Raw genomic sequence first — 15,539 nt, 5'->3', positions numbered from 1 at the left:
CACGCTCGGGGGCCCCTGCCGTTCCCGCAGGTGGGCGGGGCCGAATGAGCGACGGCGATGGGCGCGTCGCACACGTGTCGTACGTACGTTCGAAACTTGGTCTATGGTGGAGGTGGGGGCTGTGAGGTCGGATCTGTTCAGGTTTTCGGGAGGTGCGTGTGCCAGGGTTCACGCATCTGCGCACCGTCTCCGGTTTCTCCCTGCGGTACGGGGCCTCGCACCCGGAGCGGTTGGCCGAGCGCGCCGCCGAGCGGGGCATGGATGCCCTCGCGCTCACCGACCGGGACACCCTCGCGGGGGCGGTCCGGTTCGCCAAGGCCTGCGCGAAGGCGGGGGTGCGGCCGCTGTTCGGCACCGAGCTCGCGGTGGGCGAGCCCGTCCCGGCGCGGGGCGGGCGGCGGCGGACCCCGGTGCGCGGTGGTGCCTTCGTCGACGAGTCGACCCCGCGTGTGACCTTCCTCGCCCGCGACGGCGCCACCGGCTGGGCCACGCTCTGCCGCCTGGTCACCGCCGCGCACCGGAGCGGTGAGGGGCAGCCCGTCCTTCCGTGGGAGGAGAACCACGGCGACGGCCTGACCGTGCTGCTCGGCCCCGCGTCCGACGTGGGGCGCGCGCTCGCCGCGGGGCGCCCCGACCGGGCCGCCCGCCTCCTAGCCCCCTGGCGCGAGCGCTACGGCGACGCGCTGCGTCTGGAGTCCGTCTGGCACGGCCGCGAAGGCACCGGGCCCGGCTCGCTGCGCCTGGCCGCCCGCACCGTCGGCTTCGCCGCCGAGCAGGGCATCCGCCCCGTCCTGAGCAACGCCGTGCGCTACGCCGACGCGGGGCTCGGCCCGGTCGCCGATGTGCTCGACGCGGCCCGCCGCCTCGTCCCCGTCGACCCGACCAAGGAACTCGACGGCGGCGAGCGGTGGTTGAAGGGCGCGGGCGACATGCTGCACATCGCCGAGCGCGTCGTCGAGGCCGCCGGGTTCCGCCGCGACACCGCCCACCGTCTCGTCGAGCAGACCCAGTCGGCCGCCGCCGAGTGCCTCGTCGACCCCGATGACGACATCGGCATCGGCTCCGTACGCTTCCCCGAACCGCACCTCGTCGGCGCGGGGCGCCGCACCGCGCAGCGCGTCCTCGCATCGCGGGCGGCGGCGGGCATGGTGCTGCGCGGCTACGACTCCCGGCGCGCGTACTGGGAGCGGATGCACCACGAGCTGGACATCATCGCGTACCACGGCTTCGCCTCCTACTTCCTCACCGTGGCCCAAGTGGTCGACGACGTACGCGACTTGGGGATCCGGGTCGCGGCGCGCGGCTCCGGCGCCGGATCCCTGGTCAACCACCTCATCGGCATCGCGCACGCCGACCCCGTCGAGCACGGCCTTCTCATGGAGCGGTTCCTGTCCACGCGGCGGGCCGTCCTGCCGGACATCGACATCGACGTGGAGTCGGCCCGCCGCCTCGAGGTCTACCGCACGATCATCGGCCGCTTCGGCACCGAACGGGTCGCGACCGTCGCCATGCCCGAGACCTACCGGGTGCGCCACGCCGTACGCGACGTGGGCGCCGCCCTGTCCATGGACCCGGCCGAGATCGACAGGATCGCCAAGTCCTTCCCGCACATCCGCGCCCGCGACGCCCGCTCGGCGATGGCGGAGCTGCCCGAACTCCGGGCGGTGGCGGGGGAGTTGGGTGACCGCGACCGGCTGTGGGACCTTGTCGAGGCGCTCGACGCGCTGCCCCGAGGCATCGCCATGCACCCGTGCGGGGTGCTGCTCTCCGACGCCTCGCTGCTCGCGCGTACGCCCGTCGTGCCCACAAGCGGCGAGGGCTTCCCCATGTCCCAGTTCGACAAGGAGGACGTGGAGGACCTCGGGCTGCTCAAGCTGGACGTGCTCGGCGTGCGGATGCAGTCGGCGATGGCGCACGCCCTGGGGGAGATCGAGCGGGCCACGGGCTCCCGTGTCGACGTGGACGCGGTGCCGCCGGGGGACCCGGCGACGTATCAACTCATCAGGTCCGCCGAGACGTTGGGCTGCTTCCAGATCGAGTCTCCGGGCCAGCGGGACCTGGTCGGACGCCTGCAGCCCGCGACCTTCCACGACCTGGTCGTCGACATCTCGCTGTTCCGTCCCGGTCCTGTCGCCGCCGACATGGTGCGGCCCTTCATCGAGGCCCGGCACGGCCGCGCGCCCGTCCGCTATCCGCACCCGGATCTCAAGGGGCCGCTGGAGGAGACGTACGGAGTCGTCGTCTTCCACGAGCAGATCATCGAGATCGTCGACATCATGACCGGCTGCGGGCGCGACGAGGCGGACCGGGTGCGGCGCGGGCTCTCCGATCCCGAGTCGCAGGGGCGGATCCGGTTCTGGTTCGCGCAGCAGGCCGCGGCGAAGGGGTACGACGCCGAGACGATCGGCCGGACGTGGGAGATCATCGAGGCCTTCGGGTCGTACGGCTTCTGCAAGGCGCACGCGGTGGCCTTCGCCGTGCCGACGTACCAGTCGGCGTGGCTGAAGGCCCATCACCCGGCCGCGTTCTACGCGGGGTTGCTCACGCACGACCCCGGGATGTACCCGAAGCGGCTGCTGCTCGCGGACGCGCGGCGGCGCGGGGTGCCGATCCTTCCGCTGGACGTGAACCGGTCCGCGGTCGCTCACCGTATCGAACTGGTGTCTGATAACCCTGGCGGCTCCCAGTGGGGGCTGCGGCTCGCGCTCTGTGACGTGCACGGCATCAGCGAGGCCGAGGCCGCCCGGATCGCCGACGCGCAGCCCTACGCCTCGCTCGTGGACTTCTGGGAGCGGGCCAGGCCGTCGAAGCCGGTCGCGCAGCGGCTCGCCCAGGTCGGTGCGCTCGACGCGTTCGGTGCCAACCGCCGCGATCTGCAGCTGCACCTGGCCGAGCTGCGGCGCGGCGCGCGCGGCTCGTCCGGAGCCTTCGGGGCCCAACTCCCCTTGTCCGGCGGGCGGAAGACGGCGTCCGCCGGTCTTCCCGACCTGGACGACGCGGAACGCCTCAGCGCGGAACTCGGTGTCCTCGGCATGGACTCGTCGCGCCATCTCATGGGCGACTACGCGGAGTTCCTCAGGGAGCTCGGCGTGCTGACGGCCCGTCGCCTCCGGGAGGCCGAACACGGGGCGACCGTGCTGGTCGCGGGCGCCAAGGCGGCCACCCAGACCCCGCCGATCCGCTCCGGGAAGCGCGTCATCTTCACGACCCTGGACGACGGCACCGGCCTGGTCGACCTGGCCTTCTTCGACGACGCCCACGAACGGTGCGCGCACACCGTCTTCCACTCCTGGCTGCTGCTCGTCCGCGGTGTGGTGCAGCGCCGCGGGCCGCGCAGCCTCAGCGTGGTCGGCGCGGCCGCCTGGAACCTGGCCGAACTGGTGGAGCTGCGCAAGGAAGGAGGCCTTGACGCGGTGGCGGAGCGCCTGACCGAGCAGCCGCCGGAGCCGGAGCCCGCAGAGGCCACGGCGGACGACGGCCGGCGCATCCGGATGTCCACGGGGTACGAGATGCACCCCTGGGCCGACCTGCAGCCACCCGGTGAACGGGCGGCCACGGGACGGAAGTTGTGGCACCAGAGCCCCGGGAGCGCGGGATGAGCACCCTCTGTGTACGTTTCCTGCTGCCGCCCATGTACGAGGCGGCCCTGCCCCGGCTGATCGCACTGGTCGGCGAGTTCAGCCCGGTCGTGGAGGCCCTGCCGCCCGACGGTGTGCTCGTCGACGTACGGGGAGCCATGCGCTACTTCGGGCGGGACGCCGTCGAACTCGCCGCGGTGATCCGGGTGCGGGCGCTCGCCCTGTACGGGGTGGACTGTGTGATCGGAGCGGGGCCCGGGCCGATGCTTGCGCGGATGGCCGTACGCGGCGCCGTGCCGGGAGTGACCCAAGTCGTGGGCCGGGAACCGGAAGCCGTCGCGGAGTTCCTCGGCCCGAAGCCGGTCGCCGAACTGCCGGGGGTCGGCCGCGCCACCGCCCGCACCCTGTGCGAGTACGGGCTCGACTCCGTCGGCAAGGTGGCCGCCGCGCCGCTGTCCACGCTGCAGCGGCTCATCGGCGCCCGCGCCGGCCGCGAGCTGCGGGAGAAGGCGCAGGGCGTCGACCGCGCACGGGTCGTACCGAACGCGGCCGCCCGCTCGCTCGCCGCCGAACGGCCCTTCCTCCGAGACGAGTTGGACCCCACCCGGCACCGGCGCGCACTGCTCTCGATCACCGAGGAGCTCGGCGTCAGGATGCGCGGCGATGACCAGGTGTGCCGCTCCCTGACCCTCACCGTGCGGTACGCGGACCACTCCACCACCACTCGCACCCGTACCCTGCCCGAGCCGACCGCCCACTCCAGCGCGCTGACCGAGACCGCGTACCGGATGTACGAGGCGCTCGGCCTGCAACGCGCCCGGGTGCGCGGCATCTCCCTGCGCGCCGAAGGGCTCGGCCCCGCCGAACAGGCCGCCCACCAGCTGATGTTCGACCCGGCGGACGACAGGGCGCGCCGCATCGAGGAGGTCGCCGACCGGGCACGGGCGAAGTTCGGCCCCGGCGCGATCGTGCCGGGGACGCTGGCGGCGTAGGGCCGTCCACCCGGGCTCGCAGCCGGTGGCCCACGGGCGTACGACCGTGGGCCAATACCCCTGCGCGGGATGGGCACATACGATCGGCGCATGGACATCGAGGCAGGTCAGGCGGCGCCCGAGCAGGGACGGGGCCCGCGTGTTGCCGGGCGGCTGTGGCCGCCCGTGCGCACCGGCCTGGCCTGGAGCGGGGCGGTTGTCTACCCCTGCGTCACCTACATCACGTTCGACCACGGGCAGCAGGGCTTCGACGTCCTGATGGTCCTCGCGTCGATCGCGCTCACGGCCGTGGTCGCCTCGCTGCTCAGGCGGCGGCCACTGCCCGCCCTGGCGCTCCTGCTCCTGGGCACCGTGACGGCGACGATGGAGATGCGGAGGGCGGAGGTCGGCTATCTGCAGACCCTGGCCGGGGTCTGTGCCGTCGGCTATCTCGCGGCCGCTCGTTCGCGCCGCACCTCTGTCACCGCCGGCCTCATGGCGTTCACGGCGCAGGTGCTCACCCTCTTCGGCTTTCCGCCCGACGGCGGCTGTGTGCCCGCCGAGGCCGGGGTGAACGTTCCCCGCGAGGGCTGGGCGAACGGCTGCCAGACCTCCGGGTGGGTGAGCAACGACGGTGAGACCGTCGCGTTCATCGCCGTCGCCCTGATCGCCGCCTGGATGGTGGGCAGTTCGTCCCGCGAGCGCCGGGCGCACGCCGAGGCGCTGCGGAGCCAGGCCACGGCCCGCGCCATCAACGCCGAACGCCTGCGCATCGCCCGCGAGTTGCACGACATGATCGCGCACAGCATCGGCGTCATCGCCATCCAGGCGGGCGTGGGCAGCCGGGTCATCGAGACCCAGCCGGCCGAGGCCCGCAACGCGCTCACCACCATCGAGGCCACCAGCAGGGAGACCCTCGCGGGCCTGCGCCGGACGCTGGTCGCCCTGCGCAAGCCGGATACGGAGGAGGGGGCGGTGGCCGAACAGACCACCGGCCACGAGGAGTTGGCGCCTCGCGAGCCGACCCCGGGCCTCGCCGACATCGACCGCCTCGTCACGTCCGCGCTGGACGCCGGGGTCCGGGTGGAGGTGCGGTGGCCGGGCGAGCGCGGGCCACTGCCCGCCGACATCGACCTGGCCGCGTTCCGCATCCTGCAGGAGGCGCTCACCAATGTCGTACGGCACGCGGGAACGGACACCTGCCGGGTGAGTGTCGAGCGGCGGGCGGACGGGCTGTCCATCGAGGTCGAGGACGGCGGGCGCGGCGGGCTGCCCGCGGGCACCGGCTTCGGCCTTGCCGGCATGCGGGAGCGAGTCGCCCTGCTGCACGGCCGGTTCACCGCGGGACCGCGCCCCGAGGGCGGCTTCCGGGTGGCGGCGCTGCTGCCCGTACCGGAGGAGGGACGGTGACGGACCACGTGGTGCGCGTCGTACTGGCCGACGACCAGCCCCTCGTCCGCGCGGGCCTGCGCGTCCTGATGGCGGACAGTCCCGATCTCGACGTCGTGGGCGAGGCGGGGACGGGCGCCGATGCCGTCCGCCTCGCCAGGGACGTACGCCCCGACGTCGTCGTGATGGACATCCGCATGCCCGGCATGGACGGCATCGAGGCCACCCGGCTGATCACGGCGGAGACCGACGCGACCCGCGTCCTGGTCCTGACGACGTTCGACGACGACGATTACGTGTACGGGGCCCTCCGCGCAGGCGCGAGCGGGTTCCTCGTCAAGGACATGGCGCTCGACGACATCCTCGCGGCGATCCAGGTGGTGGCCGCGGGGGACGGCCTGATCGCGCCGAGCGTCACCCGCCGTCTCATCGAGGAGTTCGCGGCGCGGCCTGTGCCTGCGGCGCGGGAACGGCGGTCGGTCGAGGGCGTCACGGAACGGGAGTGTGAGGTGTTGACGCTCGTTGGGCGCGGCCTTTCCAACGCGGAGATCGCCTCCGAGCTGTTCATCACTGTGGCCACGGTGAAGGCGCATGTAGCGCGGCTGTTTACGAAGCTGGGGTCCAGGGATCGGGTGCAACTGGTCATTATTGCTTACGAGTTGGGGTTGGTTTCGCCGCCGCGATAGGCACGGGGCGCAGTGCGCGTCTGCGGGTGCGTCTCGGTTGCTCGCGCAGTTCCCCGCGCCCCTTCGGGGCCCGGAAGTTTTACCGACGCGTAACTTCACACTTTTACTACTGGCCCGTAATTTGGCGTGTGCACGGCATCCTCGTGATCCGGATCACAGGGCTCACTCACCTCCACTTCCTTGAGCAACTCCCTTGAGCCGCAAGGAGATCACCCGATGCTGCCCTGGAGACGAGCGCTCAGAGCGCTTGCCGCCGCCCTGCTCATGACGGGCGCGCTCACCCTGACCCCCGCCGCCACGGCGTCCGCGGCCCCTGCCGCTGCTTCTGCCGCCTCCTCGTCGAGTGGCTGGAACGACTACAACTGCAAGCCGTCCGCCGCCCACCCGCGCCCGGTCGTCCTCGTGCACGGCACCTTCGGCAACTCCGTGGACAACTGGCTCGTCCTGGCGCCCTACTTGGTGAGGCGCGGCTACTGCGTCTACTCCCTCGACTACGGCCAGCTGCCCGGAGTGCCGTTCTTCAACGGGCTCGGCCCGATCGACAAGTCGGCCGAGCAGCTGGACACCTTCGTAGACAAGGTGCTCGCCTCGACGGGCGCCCCGAAGGCGGACCTCGTCGGCCACTCGCAGGGCGGCATGATGCCCCGCCACTACCTGAAGTTCCTCGGCGGCGCGGAGAAGGTGAACGCCCTGATCGGCCTCGCGCCCGACAACCACGGCACCACCCTGCTCGGCCTGACCAAGCTGCTGCCCTACTTCCCGGGCATCGAGGACCTGCTCACCACCAAGACGCCGAGCCTCGCCGACCAGGTGGCCGGATCGCCGTTCCTCACCAAGCTCAACGAGGGCGGCGACACCGTTCCAGGCGTGCGCTACACGGTCATCGCCACCAAGTACGACGAGGTGGTCACCCCGTACCGCTCGCAGTTCCTCGAAGGACCCGGCGTACGCAATGTGACCGTCCAGGACCTGTGCCCCGTCGACCTCTCCGAGCATGTGGCGATCGGGATCCTCGACCGGGTCGCCCATCACGAGGTCGCCAACGCGCTCGATCCGGAGCACGCGACTCCGACCACATGCCTGTCCTGACGGGCCACGAACAGCGGGCCGCCGCCTCGACTCGGCAGCGGCCCGCTGTGTGTTCGGGGGCTCGGTATGACTCAGCGGCCGTGGCGGGCCGTCCGGCGGCGGGCCGTGGCGAACATGGCCGCCGCGCCCAGGGCGAGGGCGGCGGCGCCACCGATCGCGATGTACGGGGTGGTGCTGTCGCCGCCGGTCTCGGCGAGGTTCTCGTCGGTGGCCGCGGGCTTCTCGGCGGCGCCGTTCACCTCGGGCTGGTTGTCGGAGGCGCCTTCGGCGGGAGCCGGGGCCGCCTCGGAGGCCTCGGCGCCCGTCTTGGCGTCGCTGTCGCCGTGGCCGTGGTGCTCGACGGTCGACTTCTCGGAGCCGGCCTCGATGTCGTTCTCGGAGGGCGCGGATGCGGTCGGGGCGGGGGCCGTGCCGCCGCTGCTGTCCTTGCCGAAGACGACGTCGGAGCAGGTGTAGAAGGCCTCGGGGGAGTCCGAGCGCTGCCAGATCGAGTAGATCAGGTGGCGGCCCGACTTGGCCGGGACCTTGCCGTCGAAGACGTAGTCACCGTTCTCCATCTTCGGGTCGGTGACCTTGACGAACGGCTTCTCCTCCAGGTCCGACCACTTCAGCGGCTTGGTCGGGTCGTACGAGTCCTTCGTGACGTACAGCTCGAAGGAACCCTTGTGCGGGGCGGTGCCCTTGTAGCGGAACGTGTGGTTGCCGGCGGCGAGCTTGCTGGACGGCCAGTCGGCGCGCGGCAGGTCGAGGCCCTTGTACTTGTCGTTGCCCGCGCTGCACAGCTTGCCGTCGGGGATGATCTCCTTCGACTTGCCGGCGGCGTTGGCGATGTTCACGCCGTTCCAGTCGTAGAAGGCCTGCGCCCCACTGGCCGCGACGGCCGCCTTGCAGGCAGCCGACTTCGGGGCCTCAGGACCCTCCTGGAAGCAGGCGGACACCCGGCTCACCGGGTCCGTCATCGAACCGTGCGCGGCGGCGGGCGCGGCGGACAGGACGGTCAGGGCGGTGCCTGCGGCGGCGAGGGCGGCGACTGTGCAGCGGCGTGCGGTCATGGGGTTCTCCTCAGCGGCGGGGGTAGGGGACCTGAGGCGGCGGCGAACGGCCCGCGCCGCCCCCCGATTCGGTACGGCACCGGTCGTTCGTCACCGCCTTGGCGCCGAGAAAGCTAGCCGCTGAAATCCCCGAATTCTCCTGCGGAGGGCTGGGGGTGGTGATCTTTATGGTGGGCTTAAGGGAGGGCTAATCAGGGGCTCAGGATGGGCCGGTGAAAGGGATATTTCTGCAGGTGCGTGAGGGCTGGGCGCGCAGTTCCCCGCGCCCCTTTGGGGCGCCCCCCGGCACGGTTCACCTCACCCACCGGTACCGCCGCTCCGGCCGCCCCGTCCCCCCGTACCGCAGCGTCACCTCGGCCCTCCCCGTGTCCGCGAAGAACTCCAGGTACCGTCGCGCGCTGACCCGGGAGAGTGCTCCCTCCTGGGCGCACTCCGTCGCCGAGAGGCCGTCCGGGTGGCGGCGCAGGGTCTGTTCGACCAGGTCGGCGGTGTGTGCCGCCAGGCCCTTCGGCAGTTCGCGGGAGCCGGGCGGGCGGGTCCCGAAGAGCTGGTCGACGTCCTCCTGGCGGGCCTCGTCAAGGCCGTCGAGGCGGGCCCGCAACGCCGCCACGTGCAGCAACTGCTCCCGCAGAGCGGCCTGGTTGAACGGCTTGATGAGGTAGTGCAGTGCTCCCGCCCGCAGCGCCGCCCGCACGATCTCCGCGTCCCGCGCGGCGGTGATGAAGAGCGCGTCCACCGGCTGCCGGTCCCGGTCGCGTTCCTCGACCGCCCGCAACTCCCGCAGTACCGCGATGCCGTCCATATCGGGCAGATAGACGTCAAGGAGTACGAGATCGGGGCGAAGTCGTTCCACCGCATCCAGTGCCTGCGCACCGCTGTGCGCCACTCCCACCACCGTGAATCCGTCCACCGCGGACACATAACGGCTGTGCAGTTTGGCGACCATGAAGTCGTCGTCCACGACCAGCACCCTTGTCATCGCCGCAGGCTATGGGCGCGACCACAACGACCACAACGTCCGTTGATTCCGGAAGAGAGACAGCTTCTTAACGCGCAGGCAACATGTGGGCCACCTCACAGGAATCCCCGTCCCCGCGGATGGCGGCCGGGTTCCCGCCCCCCACCGGGAACCCGGCCCCACCAACTCCTACGTACCGACAGGTGGTGGCACACGTGCGTCTGCGCACACCCCTTGCCCTGCTCGGGGCCGCGCTGCTCGTGCTCGCAGGGCCGCCGCTGCTCACGACGGGCAGCGGCGCCGAGACCGGCACACAGATCCCCGGCCTGCGCCTCATGGTCCCCAACACGCCGGGCGGCGGCTACGACATCACCGCCCGCACCGCGGCGAAGAACGCCGAGGACGCCGAGCTCACCCACAACATCGAGGTGTTCAACCTGCCCGGCGCCGGCGGCACCGTGGGCCTGAGCCGCCTCGTCGGCGAGCACGGCAACGGCAAGCTCGCGATGTCCATGGGGCTCGGAGTCGTGGGCGCCGCACGCTCCAACCACGCGCCCAAGACCCTCGCCGACACCACCCCGATCGCCCGCCTCACCGAAGAGCCGGACGTCGTGGTGGTCGCCAAGGACTCGCCGTACAAGGACATCAAGCAGCTGATCACCGCCTGGAAGAAGAACCCGGGCAAGCTCCCCGTCGGCGGCGGCTCGTCCCCCGGCGGCCCCGACCACCTCGCCCCGATGCTGATGGCGCGCGCCGCCGGTATCGCCCCGAAGAAGGTCAACTACGTCCCCTTCGACGGCGGCGGCGAACTCCTCGCCTCGATCCTCGGCAAGAAGGTCGCCTTCGGCGTCTCCGGAGTCGGCGAGTACCTCGACCAGATCAAGTCGGGCGAGCTGCGGCTGCTCGCGGTCACCGGACCCGAGCGCGTCGAAGGCCTTGAGGGCCCCACCCTCAAGGAGTCCGGCTACGACGTGGACTTCACCAACTGGCGCGGCATCGTCGCCCCGCCCGGCCTCTCCGAAGCCGAGCGCGACAAGCTCACCGGCCTCGTCAGGAAGCTCCACGACTCCCCTCAGTGGCGCAAGTCCCTCAAGACGAACGGCTGGGACGACGCCTTCCTCACCGGTGACAAGTTCGGCGACTTCCTGGACGCCCAGGACAAGCGCGTGGTGTCCGTCCTGAAGGAGCTCGGCCTGTGACGACGACAACCACCGAAAACCCGCCGACCCCGCCCGAGGAGTCCGGGAACAGCCGCCGCTCCTGGCTGCGCGAGCACTCCGAACTCGGCGTGTGCGTCATGCTGTTGGCCCTCGGCGTGCTCGTCCTCACCGACGCGCTCACCATGGACGTCGACATCGCCCAGCGCGGCCCGATCGGCCCCAAGACGGTCCCGATCGTCGTGGGCATCGGCCTCCTGGCGGTCGCCGTCGCCCTCGCGGTCGACGTCCTGCGCGGCGGCCGCGGCGAGGCAGAGGGCGGCGAGGACATCGACCTGTCCGAACCCGCCGACTGGCGCACCGTCCTGCTGCTCGCCGGGGTCTTCCTCGGCGCCGCCGTCCTCATCGAACCGCTCGGCTTCCCCATCGCGGGCGCCCTGCTCTTCTGGGGCGCCGCGTACGCGCTCGGCAGCCGCCACCTGGACCGCGACCCGCTCATAGCGGCAGGGCTCTCCCTTCTCACGTACGTCGTCTTCAACAACCTGCTCGGAGTCCCGCTCCCCGGCGGCCCGCTGATGGGAGTGCTCTGACATGAACGCCCTCAACTCCCTGCTGGACGGCTTCGGCACGGCCCTCACCCCGCTGAACCTGCTCTGGGCCGCCGTCGGCGTGCTCCTCGGCACCGCGATCGGCGTGCTGCCCGGCATCGGCCCCGCGATGGCGGTGGCGCTGCTGCTGCCCGTGACGTACGGCCTGGAACCGACCGGCGCGTTCATCATGTTCGCCGGCATCTACTACGGAGCGATGTTCGGCGGCTCCACGACCTCGATCCTCCTCAACACACCGGGGGAGAGCGCCGCGGTCGTGGCCGCCATGGAAGGCAACCCGATGGCCAAGGCGGGGCGCGGCGCACAGGCGCTCGCGGCCGCCGCCATCGGCCACTTCGCGGGCGGCATGATCGGCACCATCCTCCTTGTGGCGCTCGCGCCGACGGTCGCCGACCTCGCCGTCGACATCGGGGCGCCCGACTACTTCGCCATCATGGTCCTGGCGTTCATCGCCGTGACGTCGGTCCTCGGCTCGTCCCGCATCCGGGGCCTCGCGTCCCTCCTGATCGGTCTCACCATCGGCCTGGTCGGCCTCGACCAGATGACCGGGCAGCAGCGGCTGACGTTCGGCTCGCTCCAACTCGCCGACGGCGTCGACGTGGTGATCGTCGCGGTGGGCCTCTTCGCGATCGGCGAGGCGCTGTGGGTCGCGGCCCATCTGCGCCGCACCAGCGGCGAGGCGATCCCGGTCGGCCGCCCCTGGCTCGGCAAGTCCGATGTGAAGCGCACCTGGAAGTCCTGGCTGCGCGGCCCGCTCATCGGCTTCCCGTTCGGCGCGATCCCGGCCGGCGGCGCGGAGATCCCCACCTTCCTCTCGTACGTCACCGAGAAGCGCCTGTCCAAGCACAAGGACGAGTGGGGCAAGGGCGCCATCGAGGGAGTGGCGGGCCCCGAGTCGGCGTCGTCGGCGTCGGCGGCGGGCACGCTGGTCTCGATGCTGACGCTCGGCCTGCCCACGACGGCGGTGGCGGCCGTGATGCTCGCCGCCTTCCAGCAGTACGGGATCCAGCCGGGCCCCCTGCTCTTCGAGCGCGAACCGGACCTGGTCTGGGGCCTGATCGCGTCCCTCTTCGTGGGAATGGTGCTCCTTCTCGCCCTGAACCTGCCGCTGGCCCCGGTCTGGGCGAAGCTGCTCCGCATCCCGAGGCCCTACCTCTACGCGGGCATCCTCTTCTTCGCGGCGGTGGGCGCGTACGCGGTCGGCGGCGAGTCGCTCGACCTGGTGATCCTCCTGGTCATCGGCCTGATCGGCTTCGGCATGCGGCGCTACGGACTGCCGGTCCTGCCCGCGGTGATCGGCGTCATCCTCGGCCCGAACGCCGAGCAACAGCTGCGCCGCGCCCTGCAGATCAGCGACGGCAGCGTCAGCGGCCTGTTCGACACACCTTTCTCCATCACGGTGTACGTCGTCATCGCGCTGATCGTGCTCTGGCCGCTCCTGAAGAAGGCGGTGGTGCGCGGGCGTGCCCGTGGCGTAGACGTAGACGCATGACAGCCGACATCCGCCCCGCCACCACCGCCGACGTGCCCGCCGTGAAGGCGGTGACGGACGCCGCGTACCACCACTACATCGAGCGCATCGGTGTAGTGCCCGCCCCCATGGAGGCGGACCACGCGGCGGAGGTGGCGGCGGGGCGGGTGTATGTCACCGGGGATCCGGTCGTGGGCGTCCTGGTCCTCGTCCCGCACGAGGACCATCTCTTCCTGGACAGCATCGCGGTCCACCCCGAGGCGGCGGGCCGGGGCGTGGGCGGCCGCCTTCTTGCGTTCGTGGACGCACGCGCGCGTGCCCTCGGGCTCCCCGAGGTCCGTCTCTACACGAACGCGATGATGTGGGAGAACCGGAAGATCTATCCGCGGTACGGATACGAGCTGGTGGAACGCAGGGTGGACGGCCCCTACGACCGCTTCCACTACCGCAAGAGCCTCTAGACCTTCTGGACCTTCTGGCCGCGGCCGGGCGGTCTCATCCGTCCGGCCACCAGGTCCGCTGGACGTCCTTGCGGACCTCGGGTCGTTCACGGGGCCTGTCCTCGGCCTCGTACTTGTCGCGGATCTGTCGGGTGGTGGGCTTACCGACGGTCTTGTGCACGGTCACACGGCGCATGGCTGCCTCCCTGTACCTACCGATGTCCAAGGCGGTACGGCTGTAGACCTCTGCGGGGAGGGTTTCTCATCAAAGGCCGATTGTCAGTGGCGGGTGTCACGATCGGGGCATGACGATCGACTGGGACGCGGAAGCGGCCACCTTCGACGACGAGCCGGACCATGGGCTGCGGGACGTGGTGGTGCGGGAGGCCTGGGCAGGGCGGCTGCGGGACTGGTTGCCGGAGACAGCGGGGGACGTGCTCGACCTGGGGTGCGGCACGGGCAGCCTGTCACTGATCGCTGCCGAGTCGGGACACCGCGTGACGGCGGTGGACCTGTCGCCGAGGATGACGGAGCGAGCACGCGAGAAGCTGGCAGGGCACGGGGCGGAGGTCCTGCTCGGAGACGCGGCGTCGCCGCCGGTCGGCGGGCGGCGCTTCGACGTGGTCCTGGCCCGCCACGTCCTGTGGATGCTCCCTGACCCCGAGGCGACGCTGCGGCACTGGTGCTCACTCCTGCGCCCCGGCGGCCGTCTCATCCTGATCGAGGGCGTATGGGGGACGACAAGCCCCTCCGGCATCCCCGCCCCCCCGCCTGATCGAGGCACTGACACCCCTGGTGGGCCGCCTGCACTCGGAGCGCCTCTCGGGCGACGCACGCCTCTGGGGCAGAGAGGTGGCGGACGAGCGGTACGCGATCGTCGGCGCCCTCCCGGCGCCCCCGCCCCGCCACAAGGAGGTGGTCGACGTCCACCTCGTCCTCCGCCGTGGCGACGAGGCGTGATCCGCGAGGCCCGCGAGGAGATCGGCCTCACCCTCACCCCGGAAGACGTCCGAGCCACCGTCGTCCGCCAACACCGAGGCCCCGGCGGCAATCCCCGCATCGGCTGGTTCTTCGAGGCGAACCACGGCAGGGGCATGGCGGTCGGGGGAGCGGTTGCTGCTGCACTGGCAGGAGGACGGCGACGCGGTGGGGCATGACGCGGGTGGGGTGGGGCGCGCGGTTTCGCTTGCGCCTGCGGGGGGGGGTGTGCACCATGTGGAGCTCTGGGTGCCGCGGTTCGCTCCTGCGGAGGAGTCCTGGCGGCACAGGACATGACCGGCGGCGCCCCGGACTGAACCACCTGGCGTTTCATGTGGAGAGCCGGGAAGAGCTCGACCGGCTTCCGGGTACGAAGTGGAGCTAGTGGTCGGAGGGTGGGCGGGGTCAGGGGATCACGCGGTAATGGGTCGTCAGGCGGTTGGTGTCGTCCAGGATGTGGAAGGCGAGGGCGGGGGGTTGGGTGCGGTCGGCGGGGGACTCGCCCTCCCAGGGGAGGCGGAGGGTCCAGGTGATCGCCGGGCCGACGATCAGGGGGCGGTCGGCGAAGGTTGAGGCTGCGGCTGTGTGGGCGTGACCGGTGATGACGGCTGTGACCTGGGGGTAGTTGGCCAGGAGTGCGGCCAGCTGCTCCGGGTGCTCGAGGCTGTGGGCGTCCGGGAGCGGGTGGTGGAGCTCCACCGGTGGCTGGTGGAAGGCGATCAGGGCCGGGGTGCCGGCGGGCAGGGCGGCGAGGGTCTCGGTGAGCCAGTCGTAGGTCTCGGCGTCCAGGCGGCCCTCGTCCCTGCCGGGGATCGTCGAGTCGCACATGAGGATCGCCGCCCTGCCGACGCGGTGCACCCGGTTGATGGGGCCTTCGGTCGGCGCCTCGCCGAGCAGGGCCTTGCGGTAGGCCGTTCGTACGTCGTGATTTCCGGGGCAGGTGAGCACGGGGAACGGGGCGGCGAGGATGGCGGCGGCCTCCTCGTACTCGGCGGGATCGCCGTGGTCGGCGATGTCGCCGGTGACGAGGACCGCGTCGACCGGCTGCGGAAGCGCCCTGAGGTAGTTCATGACGCGCGTGGCGCGTTCCGTGGACCGCTCGCTGCCGTCCAAGTGCAGATCGCTGATCTGGGCCAGCAGGATCGTCATCGTCGAGTCCCTC

The 15,539-nt window shown here is 71.6% G+C and carries 14 protein-coding genes; 10 read left to right on the top strand and 4 right to left on the bottom strand.

Features of this window, described 5'->3' with window-relative positions:
- Nucleotides 1-158: 158 nt before the first annotated feature.
- The 5 genes from AB0O76_RS32525 (at nt 159) to AB0O76_RS32505 (ending at nt 7,713) form a co-directional block, all read left to right on the top strand.
- Nucleotides 159-3,599 carry a DNA polymerase III subunit alpha gene (locus AB0O76_RS32525; protein ID WP_365498551.1) on the top strand — a complete coding sequence of 1,147 codons (3,441 nt, stop codon included), beginning with the start codon at nt 159-161 and terminating at the stop codon, nt 3,597-3,599.
- On the top strand, nt 3,596-4,570 hold the full coding sequence (locus tag AB0O76_RS32520) for a hypothetical protein (RefSeq protein WP_365498548.1): 975 nt from the start codon (nt 3,596-3,598) through the stop codon (nt 4,568-4,570). Before AB0O76_RS32525 ends, AB0O76_RS32520 begins: the two co-directional genes overlap by 4 nt.
- Before the next feature lie 90 nt (nt 4,571-4,660).
- Complete coding sequence (locus AB0O76_RS32515; RefSeq protein ID WP_365498545.1) at nt 4,661-5,959, top strand: sensor histidine kinase; 1,299 nt, start codon at nt 4,661-4,663, stop codon at nt 5,957-5,959.
- Nucleotides 5,956-6,624, top strand: coding sequence for a response regulator transcription factor (locus AB0O76_RS32510; protein ID WP_365498542.1), 669 nt, complete (start codon nt 5,956-5,958; stop codon nt 6,622-6,624). Before AB0O76_RS32515 ends, AB0O76_RS32510 begins: the two co-directional genes overlap by 4 nt.
- A gap of 216 nt (nt 6,625-6,840) precedes the next feature.
- Nucleotides 6,841-7,713 carry an alpha/beta fold hydrolase gene (locus AB0O76_RS32505; RefSeq protein ID WP_365498539.1) on the top strand — a complete coding sequence of 291 codons (873 nt, stop codon included), beginning with the start codon at nt 6,841-6,843 and terminating at the stop codon, nt 7,711-7,713.
- 71 nt (nt 7,714-7,784) lie between these two features.
- Here the strand turns inward: AB0O76_RS32505 and AB0O76_RS32500 are convergent, their stop codons facing one another.
- Both AB0O76_RS32500 and AB0O76_RS32495 read right to left on the bottom strand, forming a co-directional pair.
- Nucleotides 7,785-8,765 (bottom strand): lytic polysaccharide monooxygenase, encoded by a 981-nt coding sequence (locus AB0O76_RS32500; RefSeq protein ID WP_365498537.1) that lies wholly within the window; start codon nt 8,763-8,765, stop codon nt 7,785-7,787.
- A gap of 292 nt (nt 8,766-9,057) precedes the next feature.
- Nucleotides 9,058-9,744: a response regulator gene (locus AB0O76_RS32495; protein ID WP_365498534.1), complete on the bottom strand. Its 687-nt coding sequence runs from the start codon at nt 9,742-9,744 to the stop codon at nt 9,058-9,060.
- Between the two features lie 194 nt (nt 9,745-9,938).
- On the opposite strand from AB0O76_RS32495, the gene AB0O76_RS32490 reads away from it, so the two are divergent.
- The 4 genes from AB0O76_RS32490 to AB0O76_RS32475 are packed head-to-tail and all read left to right on the top strand — an operon-like array spanning nt 9,939 to nt 13,420.
- Nucleotides 9,939-10,922, top strand: coding sequence for a tripartite tricarboxylate transporter substrate binding protein (locus AB0O76_RS32490; RefSeq protein ID WP_365498754.1), 984 nt, complete (start codon nt 9,939-9,941; stop codon nt 10,920-10,922).
- Entirely contained in the window at nt 10,919-11,470 is a 552-nt protein-coding gene (locus AB0O76_RS32485; RefSeq protein ID WP_365498531.1) for a tripartite tricarboxylate transporter TctB family protein, read from the top strand. Before AB0O76_RS32490 ends, AB0O76_RS32485 begins: the two co-directional genes overlap by 4 nt.
- A gap of 1 nt (nt 11,471) precedes the next feature.
- Nucleotides 11,472-12,980, top strand: a complete 1,509-nt coding sequence (locus AB0O76_RS32480) for a tripartite tricarboxylate transporter permease (protein ID WP_365498529.1) — start codon at nt 11,472-11,474, stop codon at nt 12,978-12,980.
- The gene (locus AB0O76_RS32475; RefSeq protein WP_365498526.1) at nt 12,977-13,420 is read left to right on the top strand and encodes a GNAT family N-acetyltransferase; all 444 of its coding nucleotides are present in this window, start codon (nt 12,977-12,979) and stop codon (nt 13,418-13,420) included. The genes AB0O76_RS32480 and AB0O76_RS32475 overlap by 4 nt, the downstream gene beginning before the upstream one ends.
- 34 nt (nt 13,421-13,454) lie before the next feature.
- Here the strand turns inward: AB0O76_RS32475 and AB0O76_RS32470 are convergent, their stop codons facing one another.
- Nucleotides 13,455-13,595, bottom strand: a complete 141-nt coding sequence (locus AB0O76_RS32470) for a hypothetical protein (RefSeq protein ID WP_365498523.1) — start codon at nt 13,593-13,595, stop codon at nt 13,455-13,457.
- Between the two features lie 109 nt (nt 13,596-13,704).
- On the opposite strand from AB0O76_RS32470, the gene AB0O76_RS32465 reads away from it, so the two are divergent.
- A complete protein-coding gene (locus AB0O76_RS32465; RefSeq protein ID WP_365498520.1) occupies nt 13,705-14,556 on the top strand; it encodes a methyltransferase domain-containing protein in 852 nt (283 codons plus the stop codon).
- 226 nt (nt 14,557-14,782) lie between these two features.
- Here AB0O76_RS32465 and AB0O76_RS32460 read toward each other — a convergent pair whose 3' ends face one another.
- A complete protein-coding gene (locus tag AB0O76_RS32460; RefSeq protein WP_365498517.1) occupies nt 14,783-15,526 on the bottom strand; it encodes a metallophosphoesterase in 744 nt (247 codons plus the stop codon).
- Between the last annotated feature and the right edge of the window lie 13 nt (nt 15,527-15,539).

This window comes from Streptomyces sp. NPDC086554, assembly GCF_040686095.1.
Classification (GTDB): Bacteria; Actinomycetota; Actinomycetes; order Streptomycetales; family Streptomycetaceae; genus Streptomyces.
Note: the sequence above shows the minus strand (reverse complement) of the source record. Positions and strands in the feature narration are given on the sequence as shown.